Below are 17,867 nucleotides of genomic sequence, written 5' to 3'. Positions count from 1 at the left end.
AACGCGGCGCACCGCCTCTTCAGCTCAGATTGCCCGGCATGAAGCAGCGGATGGAAGTGCCGAGCGATCCCTTGATCGGCCACACCATGGTGCGCCCGGCACGGTTGGGCTCCGTGATGACGGCATCGTCCGGCACGACGATCCATTGACCGTCGAGCCGCACCCGGTAATGCGTGCCTTCGAGGTCCCAATCCGGATCGGACACCGCGAAGCCGTCGGCGTCCGAACAGCACGGGCCGCGACCGCTTCTGAGGCTGTCGAACCAGCCCTTGAGCGGCGAGTTGGCGTAGCGGCCGTCGTCACGCGCGACGGCATTGTGGAACGACAGCGCGGCCAGCAAGGCTGCGCCGCTCAGCACAGGCAAGGTTCTGGACATCCGATCACCGCGAGCTGCCGGCGCGTGCTCCGGATTGCGGCTCACGCCCATCGCAAGTAGCTCGTTGAATGCGCCGTCCGTTCGTTGGTTCCTAGCCCACGGCTCACGCTGCGTCCGCCGGCACCATGGCCTCGATCGTGACGCCCGTGCCGGTAGAAGCCACCGTCAGCGTGCCGCCGAGCGCCAGCAGCCGCTCGCGCATGCCGGTGAGGCCGAATCCGAGCTTGTGCTCCGGGCTGAACCCGCGGCCGTCGTCGCGGACGCGCACCCGCGTGTAGCTGCGGCGATGACCGGCCGTGGTCTGCTGCAGCGGCTCGATGGTGACGTCGACCGTGGTGGCCTCGGCGTGGCGGAACACGTTGGTCAGCGCTTCCTGCACCACCCGGTAGATCGTCAGCTCCGCCGTCTCATTGCTGCGCGCGACCGTTTCGGTGAACTTGGTCTCGATCGCGACCTCGGGCCGCGACTCCCGCCACAGCCGCACCAATGCGCCGAGCGCTTCGCGCAGGCCCAGCTCGGCGAGACCGACGGGCCGCAGCCGCTCGAGGATGCGGCGGTTGAACTGCTGCACGGCGTTGACCTGGTCGAGGATCGCCTGGCCGTGCCGGCGCATCGCCGCGACGTCGAGCGTCGCAGCGTCCGGCAAGCGCATCAGCGCGCTGGCATGGGCGCGCAGCGCGAACAGATGCGGCCCGAACTCGTCGTGCAGCTCGCGCGCGATCTCCTTGCGCTCGTGGTCCTGCAGCGACACCGTGCGCTCGGCCAGGCGACGCTTCTCCTCCACCGCCTCACCGAGCGCGCCGGCGAGATGGTTGAGCTTGGCGCAGAGCGCCGCGAGCTCGGGCGCGCCGCCCGGCTTGACGCGGGTATCGTAGGCGCCGGCCTCGATCTGGCTCATCGCGTCCGACAGATCCGAAAGCGGCGCCAGCGCGCGACCCACCACGAGCATGGTGATCGCAAACAACGCCAGCCCGACCAGCGAGCCGACGACGAGCTGGGTGACGATGCCGTCCCAGATCTCCGCGATCTCGTCGTCGGGGTGCGACGTGATCACCAGCGTTTCGCTCCGCCCCGCGACGATGACCGGCATGCTCACCGAGGTCTTGTCGGGATGCACCAGTGCGATGAACCATGCCGGCGCCGCGCGGCCGACGCCCGGAGAGGGCGGCGTCTGCGCCGGCATGCCCTGCCGCCTCACGCTGACGTGACGAAGCTGTCGGAGATCGCCGACGATCCGATCGAGGCGCGCGCTCGGATCCGGCGCGTCGTTGACCTCGTCCATGATGGTCTCGACGAAGGCCCGCGTCAGGCGGATGACGCTCTGGTCCTCCGCCAGCACGCGCGGCGCCGCCTCCAGCACGAGACGGCCGATGTTGATGGCGAGGCCCAGCGTCAGCAGCAGCGCCAGCAGCACGTTGATGCGGGTCCGCAACGACCAATTCTGCCACATTCTCTCCGCCTCACGGCCACCGTGTTTCATACGCACTCACATTGACAGACAAATCCGCCGGCGATCTAATTGCAACATCATGCAATATCGCGCAGCATGCATCCATGATGCATCGCAACAATGACGCGAGTTGGAAGTCCGGGACCCCAAGGCCATGCGCGTACTGATCGTCGATGACCATCCCATTGTGGCATCAGGCTGCCGGGCCCTGCTCTCGACCGATCCGGACCTCGAGCTGCTCGAAGCCGCCGATGCCGAGAGCGGCGAAGCCAGCTTCATCGCGCGCCGGCCGGACGTCTGCGTCGTCGACATCAACCTGCCGACCGTCTCCGGCTTCGAGCTCGCGCGGCGCATCCTCGCCCACGATGCCAATGCCCGGTTGATCATGTTCAGCATGAACGACGATCCGGTGTTCGCCGCGCGCGCCATCGACATCGGCGCCAAGGGCTACGTCTCGAAGAGCGGCGATCCGAACGATCTCGCCGAGGCGATCCGCGAGGTCGCCCGCGGCGGCAGCTATCTGCCGCCTGCGATCGCGCGCAGCATCGCCTTCGCGGGCGCCGCGGTCGCGCAGAGCCCGCTGGCGAAACTGACCTCGCGGGAGCTCGAGATCCTTCGCCTGCTCAGCGCCGGCAAGAGCCTGTCGGAGATTGCCTGGCTGATCCACTCGTCCTACAAGACCGTCGCCAACACCTCCTCGATCATCCGCCAGAAGCTCGGCGTGCGAACATCCGGCGAGTTGGTGCGTTTGGCGATCGAGAACGGCGTCGCTTGACTCGTCCCGATTGAACGACGCAGCCTGACACGCGTTGGCGGCACGCGCGCCAGCGGCCCGACATCATTGCCGAACAGGTGATCCCATGACCCTCACGACCGTCTCCCAGAACAAGTCCCATGGCGGCGTCCAGGGCGTCTACCGCCACGCCAGCCAGGAGACCAAGACCGAGATGACGTTCTCGGTGTTCGTGCCGCCGCATGCCGACGGCGCGAAGCTGCCGGTCGTCTGGTATCTCTCCGGCCTGACCTGCACCCACGCCAACGTCACCGAGAAGGGCGAGTTTCGTGCCGCCTGCGCCGAGCTCGGCCTGGTCTTCGTGGCGCCCGACACCTCGCCGCGCGGCGACGGCGTGCCGGGCGATCCCAACAATGCCTATGATTTCGGTCTCGGCGCCGGCTTCTATGTCGACGCGACCGAGGCGCCGTTCGCGAAGAACTACCGGATGTGGAGCTACATCACCGAGGAGCTGCCGAGCGTGGTCGCGGCGAACTTCCCGGTCGATCCGCGCCGCCAGTCGGTGATGGGCCACTCGATGGGCGGCCATGGCGCGCTCACGGTGGCGCTGCGCAACCCGGACCGCTACCGCGCGGCCAGCGCGTTCTCGCCGATCGTCGCGCCCTCGCAGGTGCCGTGGGGCGAGAAGGCCTTGGGCGGCTATCTCGGCGCCGACAAGGCGGCGTGGCGCAAGCACGACGCGGTGGCGCTGATCGAGGACGGCGCGCGCGTCTCCGACCTGCTGGTCGATGTCGGCACCGCCGATCAGTTCCTGACGCAGCAGTTGCGCCCGGAGCTGCTCAAGGCGGCCTGCGACAAGGCCCACATCCCGCTGCTGCTGCGCAAGCAGGAGGGCTACGACCACAGCTACTACTTCATCTCGACCTATATGGCCGATCATCTGCGCTGGCACGCGGCGCGGCTCGCACGCTGATATCAGCCGCGGACGTGATTTGCCCGACGGGTGCGATGACGCGCCCGTCGAGGCGATCTTGTCGTGCCCGGTGCCCGGATTCCACGTGCGCGACGACGGGGATTTCGCTCGGCGCCACAAGGCGATCCCAGTGTCCAGCCCGGCGGCGACAAAAATTTCACTTTCGTTTTTCCGGAAATCGTGATTGTCTAGCGCCATCCCGCCTCGTCGAGAGGGCGTATCGCGGTCGTCACGAACGTGGAGGTGGGATGCGGTGGACGCCGGCGGCGCGCAGCATGCTCAGGGCATCACATGCCCCGTGAGAGCGTGCGGACGAACGCGTCACGGCGTACGGCCAAGTCGCGTGGTCCTGGCATCCCGATGCCGATGCCTCCGCGGCGGCGCGCTCACAGCGCGTCGTCGCGCACGGTGACCAGAAAGCCCGGCGCACCGGGGAGAACGCGAAGCAACCGTTAAGACCATCCGCGCAGGGAGGGCCGGGATGTCCCAGCCGAACCTGTGGTACCTGCCGCCTGCATTTCTTGTCGCAGGCGGGCCATGGGGGCGGCAGGCTCCCGGCCTTCCCTGCGCCTCTTGTTTTCCAAGGGGCGACCGGCACGCAAAGCTCGGGCGTCATTCGCCGCGAGAATGCACCGTCATATCTCGTCAGCTACTGCGCCTGCGGCGCGCCGTAGTTCGGCGCCAGCAGGCGGTTGCGGACGAGCCAAGCCATGGTGCGCGTCCAGGATTCGTCGGTGTTGCCGCGCATATCCGCAGTCATCGCCGCGACCGGCTTGCCGGTGTGAACGTCGCGCAGATAGATGTTCATGTTGAGGATGAGATTGGAGACCTTCTGCACCGTCCCGGTGATGGCGAGATCGGCGCCGATGTCGCCCGCGAGCTTGACGTCGCAGCCGCCGCAAGCCTGCAGATTGCTGTGGTGCGCCGCATCGTTGACAGGAGCGATGTCGAGCACGCGAAAACGTCCGGAGTCCTGCAGCGCCGCGCGCAGTTGCTCGGCCGCATGCGCCAGCCTGTTCTGCTCGTCCTGGCGCGGGCCCTGCACCTCGCCCTGCAGGCTGGTGTCGATCAGCTCGAAGTCGAACACCGCCACCTTGGTCGGCTCGGCATGCACTGATGTCGCAGACATCAGGATCAGGAACGCGGGGAGAACGGCAGGTTTCAAGGTCGTGATCCGAAATGACGCGACAGCGGCCAAAAGTGGGGTTGAAAGCTAGGCCAATTCGTTCATCTTGCAAGACGAAACCTCGCCGGACAAGGACGAGGGAACAATGGGAGGACGTGTGGTCCTGGGAGTTCTGGCCCGATCTCTGATGGGCGCGATCGGCCTCATCGCCGCCGCAACCGCCGCCAGCGCGGCGGATCCGGTCGACATCGCGATCGGCTATCTCGGCCGCGCGAGCGTGCCGCAGACCTTGTCGCCGCTCGACCAGCCTGCGGCCGATGATGGCGTGGCCGGCGCGAGGCTCGCGATCGAGGACAACAACACCACCGGCAAGTTCCTCAACCAGCGCTTCACTTTGATCGACCGCCGCGTCAAGGATGACGAGGACGCCGCGCAGGCCGCCAATGAGCTCGCCGGCAAGACGGGATTCGTCCTCGTGGACCTGCCGGCGGATGCGGTGCTGAAGGTCGCAGATGCGTTGCGGGGCCGCGGCGTCACCCTGCTCAATGTCGGCGCCACCGACGACCGCCTGCGTGAGCAGGACTGCCGCGCCAACGTCATCCATGTCGCACCGACGCGCTCGATGCTCGCCGACGGCCTGGCGCAATATCTGGTCTGGAAGCAGTGGAAGCGCTGGCTGCTCGTCACCGGCTCGCACGACAACGACAGACTGTTCGCCGACGCGCTGCGCCGCGCCGCCACCCGCTTCGGCGTCAAGATCGTCGAGGAGCGGACCTTCGAGGACACCGGCGGCGCGCGCCGCACCGACAGCGGCGTGACCTTGATCCAGCGCCAGATGCCGGTGTTCACGCAGAAGGCGCCGGCCTATGACGTGCTGGTCACCGCCGACGAGAGCGAGGTGTTCGCCAACTATCTGCCCTACCGCACCTGGGATCCGCGCCCCGTCGCGGGCTCCGCCGGCCTGCGGCCGACGAGTTGGGATCCGGCGCAGGACCAGTGGGGGGCGACGCAGTTGCAGAACCGCTTCATGAAGCTCGCCTCGCGCCGCATGGACGCCTTGGACATGCAGGCCTGGATGGCCGTGCGCTTGGTCGGCGAGGCCGCCTCGCGCACCAACTCCGGCGACGCCAAGACGATGACCGACTACCTCAAGGGCCCGAACTTCACCATCGCCGCCTTCAAGGGCACCCGCCTCTCCCTGCGCGACTGGAACCTGCAATTGCGCCAGCCGATCCTTCTGGCCGACGGCCGCATGATCGTCTCGGTCTCGCCGCAGGAGGGCTTTCTGCACCAGGTCTCCGAACTCGACACGCTCGGCGTCGACCGCCCTGAAACCAAGTGCAAGCTGCAATGATGTCGGATTGGATGATGTTGATGAAAGTGTTTAGTCCGACACAGACGGCGCCAGTCTCTCCCCGCGTGCGGGGAGAGGCCGGATTGCATCGCAGATGCAATCTGGGTGAGGGGGACTCTCCAAGCACCGTGCTCGTGGAGAGAGCCCCTCACCCCAACCCTCTCCCCGCGAAGAACGGGGAGAGGGAGCGCACCGTCTGCGCCGCGACAAATCGAGTCCATTGGGCAAAGGGGCGAAGGAGGAAATGGCGCGATCAGCTTCCAAAGCGCCCGGCCCTGGCAGCCGGCCTGCTCGCCGCCGCGCTGTCGCTGGCCTCCGTCGCCCCCGCCTCCGCCTACGTCGCCTTCGTCTCCAACGAGAAGGGCAACACGGTCTCCGTGATCGACACCGACACCTGGACCGTGACCAAGACCATCAAGGTCGGCCAGCGGCCGCGCGGGATCGCGTTCACCCGCGACGGCAAGTTCGTGATGGTGGCGGTCGGCGATGACGACACCATCCAGGTGATCGACGCCAAGAAGATGGAGGTGGTGGATACCCTGCCCTCCGGCCCCGATCCCGAGCTGTTCGCGCAGGACGCCGCCGGCAAGACGCTCTATGTCGCCAACGAGAACGACAACACGGTCACGGTGCTCGACCTCGAGAAGCGCGTCCGCATCGGCGACGTCCAGGTCGGCGTCGAGCCCGAGGGCATGATGCTCAGCCCGGACGGCAAGATCCTGATCTGCACTTCCGAAACCACCAACATGGCGCATTTCATCGACACGGCGACCCGCAAGATCGTCGCCAACGTGCTGGTCGATGCGCGGCCGCGCTTTGCCGAGTTCAAGAGCGACGGCTCGGAGCTGTGGGTCTCGGCCGAGATTGGCGGCACCGTCTCGATCATCGACCCCGCCAAGCGCGAGGTCACCGGCAAGATCAAGTTCGCCGTGCCCGGCCTGCGCAGCGAGGCGATCCAGCCGGTCGGAATCGCCCTGACCAAGGACGGCAAGACCGGCTTCGTCGCGCTCGGCCCCGCCAATCGCGTCGCCATCGTCGACGGCACCACCCACGAGGTGAAGAAATATCTCCTGGTCGGCCAGCGCGTCTGGCACATGGAGTTCACGCCGGATGAGAAATATCTTCTGGTCACCAACGGCGTCTCCAACGATGTCTCGGTGATCGACGTCGCCGCGCAGAAGGTGATCAAGACCATCCAGGTCGGCGAGCTGCCCTGGGGCATCACGATTGCACAGCCATGACGACGCAGAACGCACCCGCTCTCGACGCCACAGGCGCCACCCCGCAGCCGGCCTCCGACCAGGTGCCGGCGCTGTCGGTCGCCGGCGTCAGCCATTCCTACGGCGCACGCAAGGCGCTCAACGACGTCAGCTTCGCCGTCCAGCCTGCGAGCTTCACCGCCCTGCTCGGTCTCAACGGCGCCGGCAAGAGCACGCTGTTCTCGCTCATCACCCGACTGTTCGCGGTGCAGACGGGCCAGATCGGCATTTTCGGCCATGACATCGGCCGCACGCCGGGCGAGGCGCTGCGGCTGCTCGGCGTTGTGTTCCAGCCGCGCACGCTCGACCTCGATCTGTCGCTGACGCAGAACCTGCTCTACCACGCCGCGCTGCACGGCATCTCGCGCCGCGAGGCCCGCGCGCGCAGCGAGGAGCTGCTGGCGCGCATCGGCCTCGCCGACCGCGCCGGCAGCAAGGTGCGCGACCTCTCCGGCGGCCAGATGCGCCGGCTGGAGATTGCTCGCGCCCTGCTGCACCGGCCGCGCCTCTTGCTGCTCGACGAGGCCACCGTCGGCCTCGACGTCAAGGCCCGCGCCGACATCGTCGGTCACGTCCGTCAGCTCGTCGCCGAGCAGGGCATCGGCGTGCTCTGGGCGACGCATCTGTTCGACGAGATCGCGGCGACCGACGATCTCGTCGTGCTGCATCAGGGCCGCGTGCTGGCGCGCGGGCCCGTCCCGCAGGTCATCGCCGAGGCCGGTGCGACCGACGTCAACGCCGCGTTCGCGCGGCTGACGACCCAGGCCAGTCCGGCGCGGAGCTCCGAGCCATGACCGTCACCACCGTGCACGCGCCCACACCCACACGCAGCGGCTTTTCGGCCGGCGAATACATCACCTGCCTCACCGGCATCGTCTGGCGCGAGGGCCTGCGCTTCCTGCATCAGCGCGAGCGCTTCGTCTCGGCGCTGGTACGGCCGCTGGTCTGGCTGTTCATCTTCGCCGCCGGCTTCCGCCAGGTGCTGGGCATCTCGATCATCCCGCCCTACGAGACCTATATCCCCTACGAGGTCTATATCGCGCCCGGCCTGATGGCGATGATCCAGTTGTTCAACGGTATGCAGTCGTCGCTGTCGATGGTCTACGACCGCGAGATGGGCAACATGCGCACCTTGCTGGTGAGCCCGCTGCCGCGCGGCTATCTGCTGTTCTGCAAGCTGCTCGCCGGCACCGCCGTCTCGGTGCTGCAGGTCTATGCGTTTCTCGCCATCGCCTGGTTCTGGGACATCACCCCGCCGCCGATGGGCTATCTGACGGTGCTGCCGGCGCTGATCCTGTCCGGCCTGATGCTCGGCGCGCTGGGCATGCTGATTTCCTCCGGCATCAAGCAGCTCGAGAATTTCGCCGGCGTCATGAACTTCGTGATCTTCCCGATGTTCTTCGCCTCATCGGCGCTCTACCCGCTCTGGCGGGTCGAGGAAGGCAGTCCCTGGCTGGCTTATCTCTGCGAAGCCAATCCCTTCACCCACGCGGTCGAGCTCATCCGCTTCGCGCTATATGGCAAGCTGAACTGGGTTTCGCTCGCGGTGGTCGGCGGCTGCACCGCCGTCTTCATGATCGGCGCGATCCTGGCCTACGATCCGTCGCGGGGGTTTGTCAGGCGCGGTCCCGGAGGCGAGGCATGAGGTTCAGAACGACACTGGCGGCCGTCGCCATCGCTGCGTCGGCAGGTGCTGCGCAGGCCGCCGATCCGCGCTATCCGGATTGGCCCTGCCCGCAGGCCAAGGTGCCGGAGATCTCGATCGCCGCCGTGTGGTCCGGCCCGCCGATCGACGATGTCGGCGCGAGCTGGAAGGACGATGCGAAGGTGGCCGAGCTCGTCGCCAAGCTTGCCGCGCGCCGTATCCCGCTGGAGCAGGCCCAGAAGGACGTCGCCGATTTCCTCACCGGTACGGCCGAGGAGAAGATACGCAAGGGCAAGCTGCTGTTCGCCGGGCTGTTCGACACGCTGAACACGCAGCGGACATCGGTGATGAACGGCCTGGAGCGCGTCATGCGCAAGCAGCGCGAGGCCGTCGACAAGGTGCGCGGCGACACCATCGCGCTGCAGGAGATGCACAGCGGCCCCAACCCGGATCAGGCCAAGGTCGAGGAGATGACCAACCGGTTGAACTGGGAGACGCGCATCTTCGAGGACCGGCGTCGCGTGATGAAGTTCGTCTGCGAGGTCCCGACCGCGATCGACCAGCGCCTGTTCGCCCTGGCGCGCGAGATTCAGCAGGACATGGAGTAGCTGATTTGATGCGCTACCGCCGCCCTCTCCGCTCACTCCTCAGGCCGCGGCTCGGGCTGCGTCTGCTGCAGCGGCAGGTCGGCGCGGCTCCAGGCGTCGGTCCCGTCCGGATACCACGCGACGTTGCGGTAGCCATAGGTCAGCGCGCGCTTGGCGGCATTCCACGACATCCAGCAGTCCTCAAGGCAGTAGAACACGAGCAGACGACTCAAATCGCCCTCGGAAGCGCGGGCAAGGCCGCGCTTCAGATAGTCCTCGGTCTGGGGCGCCAGCACCCCGTAGCCGGTGTCGGGCAGCCAGATGCTGCCGGGAATGTCCAGGCGCGGCTGCTCGCGCCACACCGTGCCGGCCGGCAGGTTCTTCGGCTTGGGCGGCCGCGGCAACACATCGACGAAGACGGCGGACTTCGCGCGCCAGATCGCCTCAGTCTCCCGCGTCGACAGCACGCGCGCTCCGCTCAGGGTCGTCGGCACCGGCGCGCGATAGTTCTCGGTGCGATAGCTGTCCGGCTCCGGCACGAGATCATCGGCCCGCACCGCCACGGCGATCAGCAGCACGCCTGCCAATGCCGCAGCGCTGAGCCGACCGATCATGGCTTCGCCGCAGCCTCGGCGGTGATCAGATGATTGCTCTCGTCCAGCAGCGGCACCCCGAAGTCCAGCAGGATCTTGTTGATCTCCCCTTGGTTCTCCTGGATCAGCTTGTTGAGCTGACGGCGCCAGTTCTGGTCCGCGCCACGGACACCCATGGCGATGCGATAGATCAGCTTCGGCCCGCTGGTCTCCTTCACCAGCGGCGTGACATGCAGTTGCGGGCTCGCCTGCTTGGCATAGTAGCCGGCCATCGGCCCCCACAGCACGCCGGCATCGATCTCGCCGGACTTCAGATCGTTGATCATCGCCTCTGCCGAGGAATCGACGCGGGTGTCGATCATCAGCGGATAGGGCTTTGCGGTCGGCATCAGCCCGGCCAGCGCCATATTGGTTGCCGGCGGCGTGCCCGCCACGATGCCGATGTGCTTGCCCTTGAGCTTGGCATCCTCCAGCGTCGTCACATCGGCAAGATCGGAGCCCGGCTTGGTCACGATCGCATAGGCCGTCCGGTAATAGGGACTGGTGCTCTGCACCAGGTCGTCCCCTTGGGGAAAGCCCATGATCACGTCGCAACGGTGCGAGCCGAGCGTCATGCGCACGAATCCGGTGGCCTGCGGGAAGAACGTGTAGTCCACCTTCTTCTGCAGCTTGGCGGCAAAGAGCTCGGCCAGCTTGTTCTCGAAGCCGTCGCCCTTCTCGTTCGAGAACGGCAGGTTGCGCGGATCGGCGCAGACCCTGAGCACCTTGGGATCGACCAGCTCGATCGACAGGTCCAGGCCATCATTGCTCTGCGCGAAAGCGGTGGCCGGTCCGAGCAGAGTGAGCCCCGCGGCAACGGCCAGCGAGCAGGCAAGGTTGTGACGCTTCGTCATCCGTATTTCCATCCCTATCGAACGCATCGCGGTATTTTTGAAAATGCTAGGCCGCCGGCCGCTCCGGTGCAACAGCCGCCGTCATCGCGAAGAGTTGACCCATTGCTGCACCGCAACGTCCATCGCCTGACGCACACCTCTCACGCGAGCAAGGCAAGCCGATGGTGAGACAACTGATCATCGCGATCACTGCCTGGGGGGCGCTGGCGCTCGGCAGCGGCGCTCTTGCCATGCCGCCGGAACTCGAGGTCAGCGAGATCGCGCCCGGCGTGTTCGTTCACATCGGCCAGACCGCGCTGATGAACGCGGCGAACGAGGGCGCCATCGCCAATGTCGGTTTCATCGTCGGCAACGACGCGGTCGCCGTGATCGACACCGGCGGCAGCGTCCGCGAAGGCCGCGCGCTGCTGGCAGCGGTCCGCGCCCGTACCGCCAAGCCCGTGCGCTACGTCATCAACACCCACGCCCATCCGGATCACGCATTCGGCAACGCGGCATTCGAGGGCGACGGCGCGCGCTTCGTCGGCGCCAAGAATCTGCCGCGCGCGCTTGCATTGCGCGGACCGCACTACATCGAGGCGTTCCGGCGCCTGATGGGCGCCGAGCTGATCGACGAGGTCCGTCTCGTCCCCCCGTCGATCCTCGTGGACGACGAGACGATGCTCGACCTCGGCGGCCGTACCCTCACGCTCAAGGCCTGGAGTACCGCTCATAGCGACTGCGACCTGTCCGTCTATGATGACCGCAGCCGGACCTTGTTCGCCGGCGATCTCGTATTCCTGCGTCACATCCCGGTGATGGATGGCAGCCTGCGCGGCTGGATCGCCGACATGGCCGCGCTCGCGACCATCCCGGCCGAGCGCGTCGTTCCCGGCCATGGCCCTGTCAGCCCGTGGCCACTGGCGCTCAGTGACGAGCGTCGCTACCTCGATACATTGGCCCACGACGTTCGCGGGCTGATCAAGGCAGGCAGGCCGATCGCGGACGCCGCTGGGGCCGCGGGATCGGAGCGCGGCAAATGGGAGTTGTTCGACGACTACAATGCCCGCAACGCAACGGCGGCATTCTCGGAAATGGAATGGGAATGAGGGCGGCAACGCGCTATGATTGTTAATTCACCCGACTGCCCGAGGAGGATTGCGCCATGATCCGGCTCCACCTGCCGTCCACCCTGCTTCTCGGGGCCTGCCTCGCGTTTGCGTTCGCACCTGCGAAGGCCGCTGATGGTTACGATCCCTGGCCGGGACTGGTCCAGGACATCTTCAACAACAAGGCGATGCAGGACGGCACCAATGTGCTGTCGATCGAGATACCGACGCGCGCCGAGGATGCCTCGGTCGTTCCGGTCACCCTGCGCAGCAAGCTGTCGCCCGCCGACGAGCGCCGTATCAAGACCATCACGCTGGTGATCGACCAGAATCCCGCGCCGATGGCGGCCAAGTTCACGCTTGGCGCGGACGCCAATGTGACCGCGATCTCGACGCGGGTCCGCGTCAACAACTACACGGATGTGCATGCCGTGGCCGAGCTGACGGATGGTCAGCTCTATGTGGTCAAGACCTTCGTCAAGGCGTCCGGAGGCTGCTCGGCGCCGGCGGCGAAGAATCCGGACGAGGCCAAGGCGCGCATCGGCCAGATGCGCTACCGGCAGTTCACGCAAAGCAGCGACGGCGCCACGAGCGGCATCCGCGAAGCGCAGGTCATGGTCGGGCATCCCAACAATTCCGGGCTCCAGATGGATCAGGTGACGCAGCTCTACATTCCGGCCTTCTTCATCGACCGGCTGACACTGTCGCAGGACGGCAGTCTGGTGCTGTCGGTCGAAGGCGGCATCTCGATCTCGGAGGATCCCAACATCCGCTTCACCTACGTGTCGAACGGCGCCAAGAAATTCCACGCGGAGGCGAAGGATACGCAGGGCCACGTGTTCGAGCACGATTGGCCGGCCGACGGTTCAGGAACTTGATGCGGCAGAGCGGCAGCGCTTCAGAAGCATCTCACTTCGGCTTCGGCCTGCGCCCGGCGGAGATCGTTCAGCGCGTTGGCGGCCTGCTCGGACGTGCGGAACTGGGTGCCGAGATTGCTGTGCACCTGGGACATGCTGAGGACGGTCTCGGCCGTGACGTAGCGCTCATAGGGAATGATCGAAGCGATCACGTCGATCGAGCAGGAGCACTGCGCGATCGCCTCCCTGGTCTCGCCATTCGCCTTCATGCAGCCGAACACATATTCGGCCCGCGCCGAGGTCGGATAGTCGTTGAGCTCCTCGGCACGAGCCGGCCCGCACAGCGCAATCGTGGCAATGAGAGTGGCGACAATCGGTCCTACCGGAACAGCACTACGCATCACAGTCCTCCGCGGCATCGCAGCCGAAGCTATGCTAAGGGAATGAGGCTGAAAAGAACACCTCTCGAGGAAATGCAGACGGGCTCATGACGCAGATCGGTCGTTTGTTGATGGCGATTGTCGCCTGCGCCCTGCTGCCGGTCACGGCATGCTGCGCCGCCGAGACCGTCAAGGTTGCGGTGCAAAAGACCGGCACCTTCGCCTGGGAGCTGGCCGTGATCCGCGCCCGCCAGCTCGACAAGCAGGCGGATATCGCGATCGATGCGGTCGAGCTCGCGAGCCCGGAGGCCGGCAAGATCGCGCTGCGGGCCGGCAACGCCGACATCATGGTGTCGGACTGGCTATGGGTGTCGCGCGAGCGTGCGCTCGGCGCCAAGCTCACCTTCTATCCCTATTCGAGCGCGCTCGGCGCCGTGATGGTGCCGGCGACCTCGCCGATCAAGACCCTTGCCGATCTGAAGGGACGCAAGCTCGCGGTGGCCGGCGGCCCGCTCGACAAGAGCTGGCTGCTGCTGCAGGCCACGCTCAAGCGCGACGGCGTCGATCTGAAATCGCAGGCGACGATCACCTACGGCGCGCCGCCGCTGCTGGCCGCCAAGCTGGCCGACGGCGAGATGGATGCGGGCTTGAACTACTGGAATTTCTGCGCGGCGCTGGAAGCCAAGGGCTTCCGCCGGCTTGCCGGCGTCGAGGACCTGCTGCCGCCGTTCGGCGCCAAGGGCCGCACCGCGATGATCGGCTATGTCTTCGACGAGGACTGGGCCGCCAAGCATCGCGATCTCGTCGCACGCTTCCTAACCGTCACGGCCAAGGCCAAGGAGATCCTGGCGACTTCCGACGCCGACTGGCAAACGATCGCCCCGCTGACCGGCGCACAGGACGACGCCACCTTGCGCGTCTATCGCGACCGCTATCGCGAAGGTATTCCGCGCCGGCCGGTGGCCGAGGAAGAGGCCGACGCCCGCGTTCTCTACGGCGTGCTCGCCTCGATCGGCCGCGATCTGGTCGGCCCCGCGGCTGAGCTCAGTCCCGGCACCTACTACAGGGCGGATGCGAGGGATTAGTGCTGCGGCTGTTGTCCTTTGCGCTTCTGCTCGCCACCTGGTGGATTGCCGCGGCTGTCGCCGGCAGCGCCAAGCTGCCATTGCCATCGGCCGTGCTCGCGGTTGCGGTGGCGGAAGCGCGGTCCGGCGCGCTGTTTCTGCATCTCGGCGCAACGCTCGCCCGCGTCGCCCTCGCTTTCACTCTGTCAATGGCACTCGGCTCGGCGATCGGCTTTCTGATGGGGCGCAGCCAGCTCGCCAACCGCCTCGGCGATCCCTGGCTGATCCTGCTGCTCAATCTGCCCGCGCTGGTGGTGATCGTGCTCGCCTATATCTGGGCTGGTCTCACCGAGGTCGCTGCGATCGCGGCGATCGCGATCAACAAGCTGCCGACCGCCGTCGTCACCTTGCGCGAAGGCGCCCGCGCGCTCGATCCATCGCTCGACGAGATGGCCAAGGTGTTTGCCTTTTCGCGCGGACGCATCCTCCGCCACGTCCTGCTGCCGCAGCTTGCGCCCTATATTGCGGCGGCCGCGCGCTCCGGCCTGTCATTGGTGTGGAAGATCGTGCTGGTCGCCGAGTTGCTCGGGAGGCCCAACGGCATCGGCTTCGAGATCGGCGTCGCCTTCCAGCTGTTCGACATTCCGCTGCTGCTCGCCTACTCGCTCAGCTTTGCTGCCGTGGTGCTGGTGATCGAGGCCGTTATCGTCCAGCCGTTCGAGCAGCGTGCATCGAGGTGGCGGCTCCGTGCGGCTTGAGGTCGATATCAGGTCCAAGAGCTACACCAGCGCCGCCAATGGCAAGCGCCAGGAGGTGATTGCTGGCATTGCCTTTTCGCTGGAGCGGGGCGAGGTCGGCGTCGTCGTCGGCCCCTCCGGCTGCGGCAAGAGCACGATGCTGCGGATCCTCGCCGGTCTGGACAACGACTATCAGGGCCATGTATCGCGGCCCGAGGGAGCCCGGCTGGCAATGGTGTTCCAGGAGCCGCGGCTGCTGCCGTGGCGATCCGTCGAGGCCAACGTCCGGCTGGCAGCGCCCGGTGTCGCGGAGGACAGGCTGGCCGCCATCTTCGGCGTGCTCGAGCTCGAGGGACATCGCAGCCATTTTCCAGGCGAGTTGTCGCTCGGCCTCGCCCGCCGTGTCGCGCTGGCGCGCGCCTTTGCGGTCGAGCCGGATTTCCTGATTCTCGACGAGCCGCTGGCTTCGCTCGACGACGCGCTCGCCGCGCGGCTGCGCGAGGAGATCGCGACGCTCGTGGCCTCGCGCCCCATGATCACGCTGCTGGTCACCCACAGCATGGACGACGCGGCACGGCTCGGCGACCGGATCTTCCTGCTGTCCTCACGCCCTGCCCGTCTGCTTCATTCAGTCCCGATCGACCTGCCGCGCGCGCAGCGCAACAACGACGTGGTCGCGGTAATCAAGGCCGATGTGGCGCGACTGGATTTTTCCGTGTCATAGTCATGGCAAAGGACATCGGACCCCAGGGAAAACGCCATGAGACGCGCATCCGCCGTGACGGCGATCATTCTGTTCGGCATCCCGCTCGCGGCCGCCGCACAAAGCAAAGGCATCCGGCTCTGGAATCTGACCACCGCAACGATGACCGGCTTTCAGCTCTCGCCGGCCGGCCAGAACAATTGGGGACCGAATCAGATGCTGAACGACAAGGACAAGGAGCTCGATCACGACGAACGGCTGAAGCTCACTGGAGTCGAGCCTGGGCGCTACGACGCCAAGGTGAGCTATGCCGGCGAGCGGCAGTGCATTGTTCGCGGCCTCGAGATCAAGGCCGACGCCGTAGTTTCGGTCGCCGACAAGGACCTCAAGGAGTGCACGAAGTAAGCAGCCAGCGTGCCGACGGCCAAGCCGGCCTCAGGCCTTGTCGTTGCTGTGGGGATATTCGCAGCGCCATCGCACTGCAGTCCATTTCGGGTGCTCGCCGATCCACTGGGCGATGTAGGGCGGCGCCTTCATCGCGCATTGCTGCAGCGAGGCACCGCCATCCGCGAAAACGAGATGCTGCTCCTCGCAGGTGGCCGGAGACAGGACTGCGCAGACGGTGATGACGAGATCGATGGAGCTCATGGCTCGTTGTCCTTCGATAAGCCTGAAACAGCTTATCTGAAACTACGACATCCGGCTGCATCAGTTTCTCCTCGCGCAACAAATTATGCAGCGGAACCAAGGCTGGAACGACTATCCCTGGGCGAAGCCGCCCCTGACGCTTGATCCGAACCGGCAGATCGGCTGCAATGGAAGCGGTCGATCGACCTCAAAAGAGCGAATGCGGAGGAAGCAGATGCCCAAGGTTCTCGTACTCTACAAGACCCCCAAGAGCGCCGAGGCGTTCGACAAACACTATATGAACGTCCATGTGCCGCTGGCGAAGAAGATTCCCGGTCTGAAGAGCTACGATATCAGCCGGGGCCCGGTGAATGGGCCGGCGGGAGCCACCAACATCCACCTCGTTGCCACCCTGATATTCGATTCGATGCAGGCGCTGCAGGCGGGAATGGGCTCTGCCGAAGGCAAGGCGGCGGCGGGCGATCTGCCCAACTTCGCCGATGGCGGCGTCGACCTGTATATCTTCGACACGCAGGACGTTTGATCGTCACCAACGTTCGGCGGTGTGCCCGTCATACCCGATCGGCCGAGAGGCCGGTCGCCGGGACGATCTCGCGGACCGTCCATCGAATGGATCCGCCAAGCCAGTCAGAAGCGAATTGCGCTCCTCGTGGCTTGGCAGATCGCTACGCGTTACTTGCGCGCAGCACAGGCGTACATGTTGATTTCCATGCCAACCGGCACTTCGACGATCTTCGGTGTCTTCCAGGCCATTTCAAGCTCCCAAGTTCGACTATCATTGACTGACGCATTGCTCGCGCCAACATCGAAGCTAGGACCGCATCGGGGGGAACGCAAGGCTCCACAACCGTGGAGCATTTCCCCAGCGGTTGTCGATCGATTGAATGAAACAAAATCCAGCCGCCTGGCTGGACGCCGTTCCGCCTCAATCCTCGTAGGACGTTGCCCCTGAGCGGGACGGCATCTTCCCTCACGCACCGCCCGGCTGCACGTAGCAGAACACATACCGATTGCGGCTCAGGAAGATGATGCCGTGCCCCGTCGGATTTCCCCTGTCCCACTTCAGCTTGTGATCGGGGACCTCGATCTCGGTACCGACATCGATATGCGGGCGGCCACGCGGCTCATCGGGACGGTCATCGGTAATGATGACATAGGTCTTGCCGTCGCGGACATGGATCTCATCGGCAAAGTAGGCGTCGGCCTCACCGCAGCACGATGCCGTCGGCACGTCAGGCTGCATCAGCGCCTCGTACCATTGACGCAATGCAGGATCGACCGCTCCCCACTGACCGAGATCACGCGCACTCGCACTCACCCAAAGGCAACAAAGCATGCCGAGCCAAAGGATGGTTCGTCTCATCCGCCTACTCCTCTGTTATCCCGGCATGATGCGGCGAA

At 66.0% G+C, this 17,867-nt stretch carries 23 protein-coding genes; 14 read left to right on the top strand and 9 right to left on the bottom strand.

All coding sequences use genetic code 11. The annotated features are described in order from the left end of the window. Positions 1 to 19: 19 nt before the first annotated feature. Both ACQR1E_RS18370 and ACQR1E_RS18365 read right to left on the bottom strand, forming a co-directional pair. A complete protein-coding gene (locus tag ACQR1E_RS18370) occupies positions 20 to 376 on the bottom strand; it encodes a hypothetical protein (protein WP_315713178.1) in 357 nt (118 codons plus the stop codon). 103 nt (positions 377 to 479) lie between these two features. Beyond that, positions 480 to 1,826 carry an ATP-binding protein gene (locus ACQR1E_RS18365; RefSeq protein ID WP_315768888.1) on the bottom strand — a complete coding sequence of 449 codons (1,347 nt, stop codon included), beginning with the start codon at positions 1,824 to 1,826 and terminating at the stop codon, positions 480 to 482. A 154-nt stretch (positions 1,827 to 1,980) separates the two neighbouring features. Between ACQR1E_RS18365 and ACQR1E_RS18360 the strand changes: the two genes are divergently transcribed. Next, the gene (locus tag ACQR1E_RS18360) at positions 1,981 to 2,601 is read left to right on the top strand and encodes a response regulator transcription factor (RefSeq protein WP_315713180.1); all 621 of its coding nucleotides are present in this window, start codon (positions 1,981 to 1,983) and stop codon (positions 2,599 to 2,601) included. A gap of 85 nt (positions 2,602 to 2,686) precedes the next feature. Continuing rightward, positions 2,687 to 3,532, top strand: coding sequence for an S-formylglutathione hydrolase (gene fghA / locus ACQR1E_RS18355; RefSeq protein ID WP_316166062.1), 846 nt, complete (start codon positions 2,687 to 2,689; stop codon positions 3,530 to 3,532). Positions 3,533 to 4,181: 649 nt separating this feature from the next. On the opposite strand, the gene ACQR1E_RS18350 is transcribed toward fghA, so the two are convergent. Continuing rightward, positions 4,182 to 4,661: a DUF3280 domain-containing protein gene (locus ACQR1E_RS18350; protein ID WP_315752900.1), complete on the bottom strand. Its 480-nt coding sequence runs from the start codon at positions 4,659 to 4,661 to the stop codon at positions 4,182 to 4,184. Between the two features lie 142 nt (positions 4,662 to 4,803). On the opposite strand from ACQR1E_RS18350, the gene ACQR1E_RS18345 reads away from it, so the two are divergent. The 5 genes from ACQR1E_RS18345 to ACQR1E_RS18325 all read left to right on the top strand — a co-directional run bounded on the left by ACQR1E_RS18345 (position 4,804) and on the right by ACQR1E_RS18325 (position 9,524). Further along, on the top strand, positions 4,804 to 6,012 hold the full coding sequence (locus ACQR1E_RS18345) for an ABC transporter substrate-binding protein (protein WP_316166061.1): 1,209 nt from the start codon (positions 4,804 to 4,806) through the stop codon (positions 6,010 to 6,012). 275 nt (positions 6,013 to 6,287) lie between these two features. Beyond that, complete coding sequence (locus ACQR1E_RS18340) at positions 6,288 to 7,253, top strand: YVTN family beta-propeller repeat protein (RefSeq protein WP_316169866.1); 966 nt, start codon at positions 6,288 to 6,290, stop codon at positions 7,251 to 7,253. Further along, positions 7,250 to 8,065, top strand: a complete 816-nt coding sequence (locus ACQR1E_RS18335) for an ABC transporter ATP-binding protein (protein WP_315752817.1) — start codon at positions 7,250 to 7,252, stop codon at positions 8,063 to 8,065. The genes ACQR1E_RS18340 and ACQR1E_RS18335 overlap by 4 nt, the downstream gene beginning before the upstream one ends. Next, positions 8,062 to 8,916, top strand: coding sequence for an ABC transporter permease (locus ACQR1E_RS18330; protein ID WP_315825186.1), 855 nt, complete (start codon positions 8,062 to 8,064; stop codon positions 8,914 to 8,916). Before ACQR1E_RS18335 ends, ACQR1E_RS18330 begins: the two co-directional genes overlap by 4 nt. Then, a complete protein-coding gene (locus ACQR1E_RS18325; protein ID WP_316169754.1) occupies positions 8,913 to 9,524 on the top strand; it encodes a hypothetical protein in 612 nt (203 codons plus the stop codon). The genes ACQR1E_RS18330 and ACQR1E_RS18325 overlap by 4 nt, the downstream gene beginning before the upstream one ends. A gap of 32 nt (positions 9,525 to 9,556) precedes the next feature. Here the strand turns inward: ACQR1E_RS18325 and ACQR1E_RS18320 are convergent, their stop codons facing one another. Further along, complete coding sequence (locus tag ACQR1E_RS18320) at positions 9,557 to 10,117, bottom strand: PQQ-dependent catabolism-associated CXXCW motif protein (protein WP_315713190.1); 561 nt, start codon at positions 10,115 to 10,117, stop codon at positions 9,557 to 9,559. Further along, the gene (locus ACQR1E_RS18315; RefSeq protein WP_316169755.1) at positions 10,114 to 10,989 is read right to left on the bottom strand and encodes a substrate-binding domain-containing protein; all 876 of its coding nucleotides are present in this window, start codon (positions 10,987 to 10,989) and stop codon (positions 10,114 to 10,116) included. Before ACQR1E_RS18315 ends, ACQR1E_RS18320 begins: the two co-directional genes overlap by 4 nt. 161 nt (positions 10,990 to 11,150) lie before the next feature. On the opposite strand from ACQR1E_RS18315, the gene ACQR1E_RS18310 reads away from it, so the two are divergent. Both ACQR1E_RS18310 and ACQR1E_RS18305 read left to right on the top strand, forming a co-directional pair. Then, positions 11,151 to 12,077, top strand: a complete 927-nt coding sequence (locus tag ACQR1E_RS18310; protein WP_316169756.1) for a quinoprotein relay system zinc metallohydrolase 2 — start codon at positions 11,151 to 11,153, stop codon at positions 12,075 to 12,077. Between the two features lie 56 nt (positions 12,078 to 12,133). Next, positions 12,134 to 12,955: a quinoprotein dehydrogenase-associated SoxYZ-like carrier gene (locus tag ACQR1E_RS18305; protein WP_434897383.1), complete on the top strand. Its 822-nt coding sequence runs from the start codon at positions 12,134 to 12,136 to the stop codon at positions 12,953 to 12,955. A gap of 20 nt (positions 12,956 to 12,975) precedes the next feature. Here the strand turns inward: ACQR1E_RS18305 and ACQR1E_RS18300 are convergent, their stop codons facing one another. Then, positions 12,976 to 13,335, bottom strand: a complete 360-nt coding sequence (locus tag ACQR1E_RS18300) for a hypothetical protein (RefSeq protein WP_315713197.1) — start codon at positions 13,333 to 13,335, stop codon at positions 12,976 to 12,978. Between the two features lie 86 nt (positions 13,336 to 13,421). Here ACQR1E_RS18300 and ACQR1E_RS18295 point away from each other — a divergent pair, with 86 nt between their 5' ends. The 4 genes from ACQR1E_RS18295 to ACQR1E_RS18280 are packed head-to-tail and all read left to right on the top strand — an operon-like array spanning position 13,422 to position 16,223. Then, positions 13,422 to 14,399 (top strand): ABC transporter substrate-binding protein, encoded by a 978-nt coding sequence (locus tag ACQR1E_RS18295; protein ID WP_434897382.1) that lies wholly within the window; start codon positions 13,422 to 13,424, stop codon positions 14,397 to 14,399. Further along, positions 14,399 to 15,136, top strand: coding sequence for an ABC transporter permease (locus tag ACQR1E_RS18290; RefSeq protein ID WP_315741273.1), 738 nt, complete (start codon positions 14,399 to 14,401; stop codon positions 15,134 to 15,136). Before ACQR1E_RS18295 ends, ACQR1E_RS18290 begins: the two co-directional genes overlap by 1 nt. After that, complete coding sequence (locus ACQR1E_RS18285; RefSeq protein ID WP_315713203.1) at positions 15,126 to 15,839, top strand: ABC transporter ATP-binding protein; 714 nt, start codon at positions 15,126 to 15,128, stop codon at positions 15,837 to 15,839. The genes ACQR1E_RS18290 and ACQR1E_RS18285 overlap by 11 nt, the downstream gene beginning before the upstream one ends. 36 nt (positions 15,840 to 15,875) lie before the next feature. Continuing rightward, a complete protein-coding gene (locus ACQR1E_RS18280; protein WP_316195002.1) occupies positions 15,876 to 16,223 on the top strand; it encodes a hypothetical protein in 348 nt (115 codons plus the stop codon). Between the two features lie 30 nt (positions 16,224 to 16,253). Here ACQR1E_RS18280 and ACQR1E_RS18275 read toward each other — a convergent pair whose 3' ends face one another. Then, a complete protein-coding gene (locus ACQR1E_RS18275) occupies positions 16,254 to 16,466 on the bottom strand; it encodes a hypothetical protein (RefSeq protein ID WP_315713207.1) in 213 nt (70 codons plus the stop codon). Between the two features lie 214 nt (positions 16,467 to 16,680). Here ACQR1E_RS18275 and ACQR1E_RS18270 point away from each other — a divergent pair, with 214 nt between their 5' ends. Then, on the top strand, positions 16,681 to 16,989 hold the full coding sequence (locus ACQR1E_RS18270) for an EthD family reductase (RefSeq protein ID WP_315713209.1): 309 nt from the start codon (positions 16,681 to 16,683) through the stop codon (positions 16,987 to 16,989). Between the two features lie 149 nt (positions 16,990 to 17,138). Here ACQR1E_RS18270 and pqqA read toward each other — a convergent pair whose 3' ends face one another. Next, positions 17,139 to 17,219: a pyrroloquinoline quinone precursor peptide PqqA gene (gene pqqA, locus ACQR1E_RS18265; RefSeq protein WP_009031067.1), complete on the bottom strand. Its 81-nt coding sequence runs from the start codon at positions 17,217 to 17,219 to the stop codon at positions 17,139 to 17,141. A gap of 217 nt (positions 17,220 to 17,436) precedes the next feature. Continuing rightward, positions 17,437 to 17,709 carry a hypothetical protein gene (locus ACQR1E_RS18260; RefSeq protein WP_315752808.1) on the bottom strand — a complete coding sequence of 91 codons (273 nt, stop codon included), beginning with the start codon at positions 17,707 to 17,709 and terminating at the stop codon, positions 17,437 to 17,439. Positions 17,710 to 17,867 lie beyond the last annotated feature (158 nt).

Origin of the sequence: Bradyrhizobium sp. HKCCYLRH1030 (assembly GCF_051168395.1) — a bacterium.
Taxonomy (GTDB): domain Bacteria; phylum Pseudomonadota; class Alphaproteobacteria; order Rhizobiales; family Xanthobacteraceae; genus Bradyrhizobium.
This window is presented reverse-complemented; position numbering and strand designations above follow the sequence as displayed.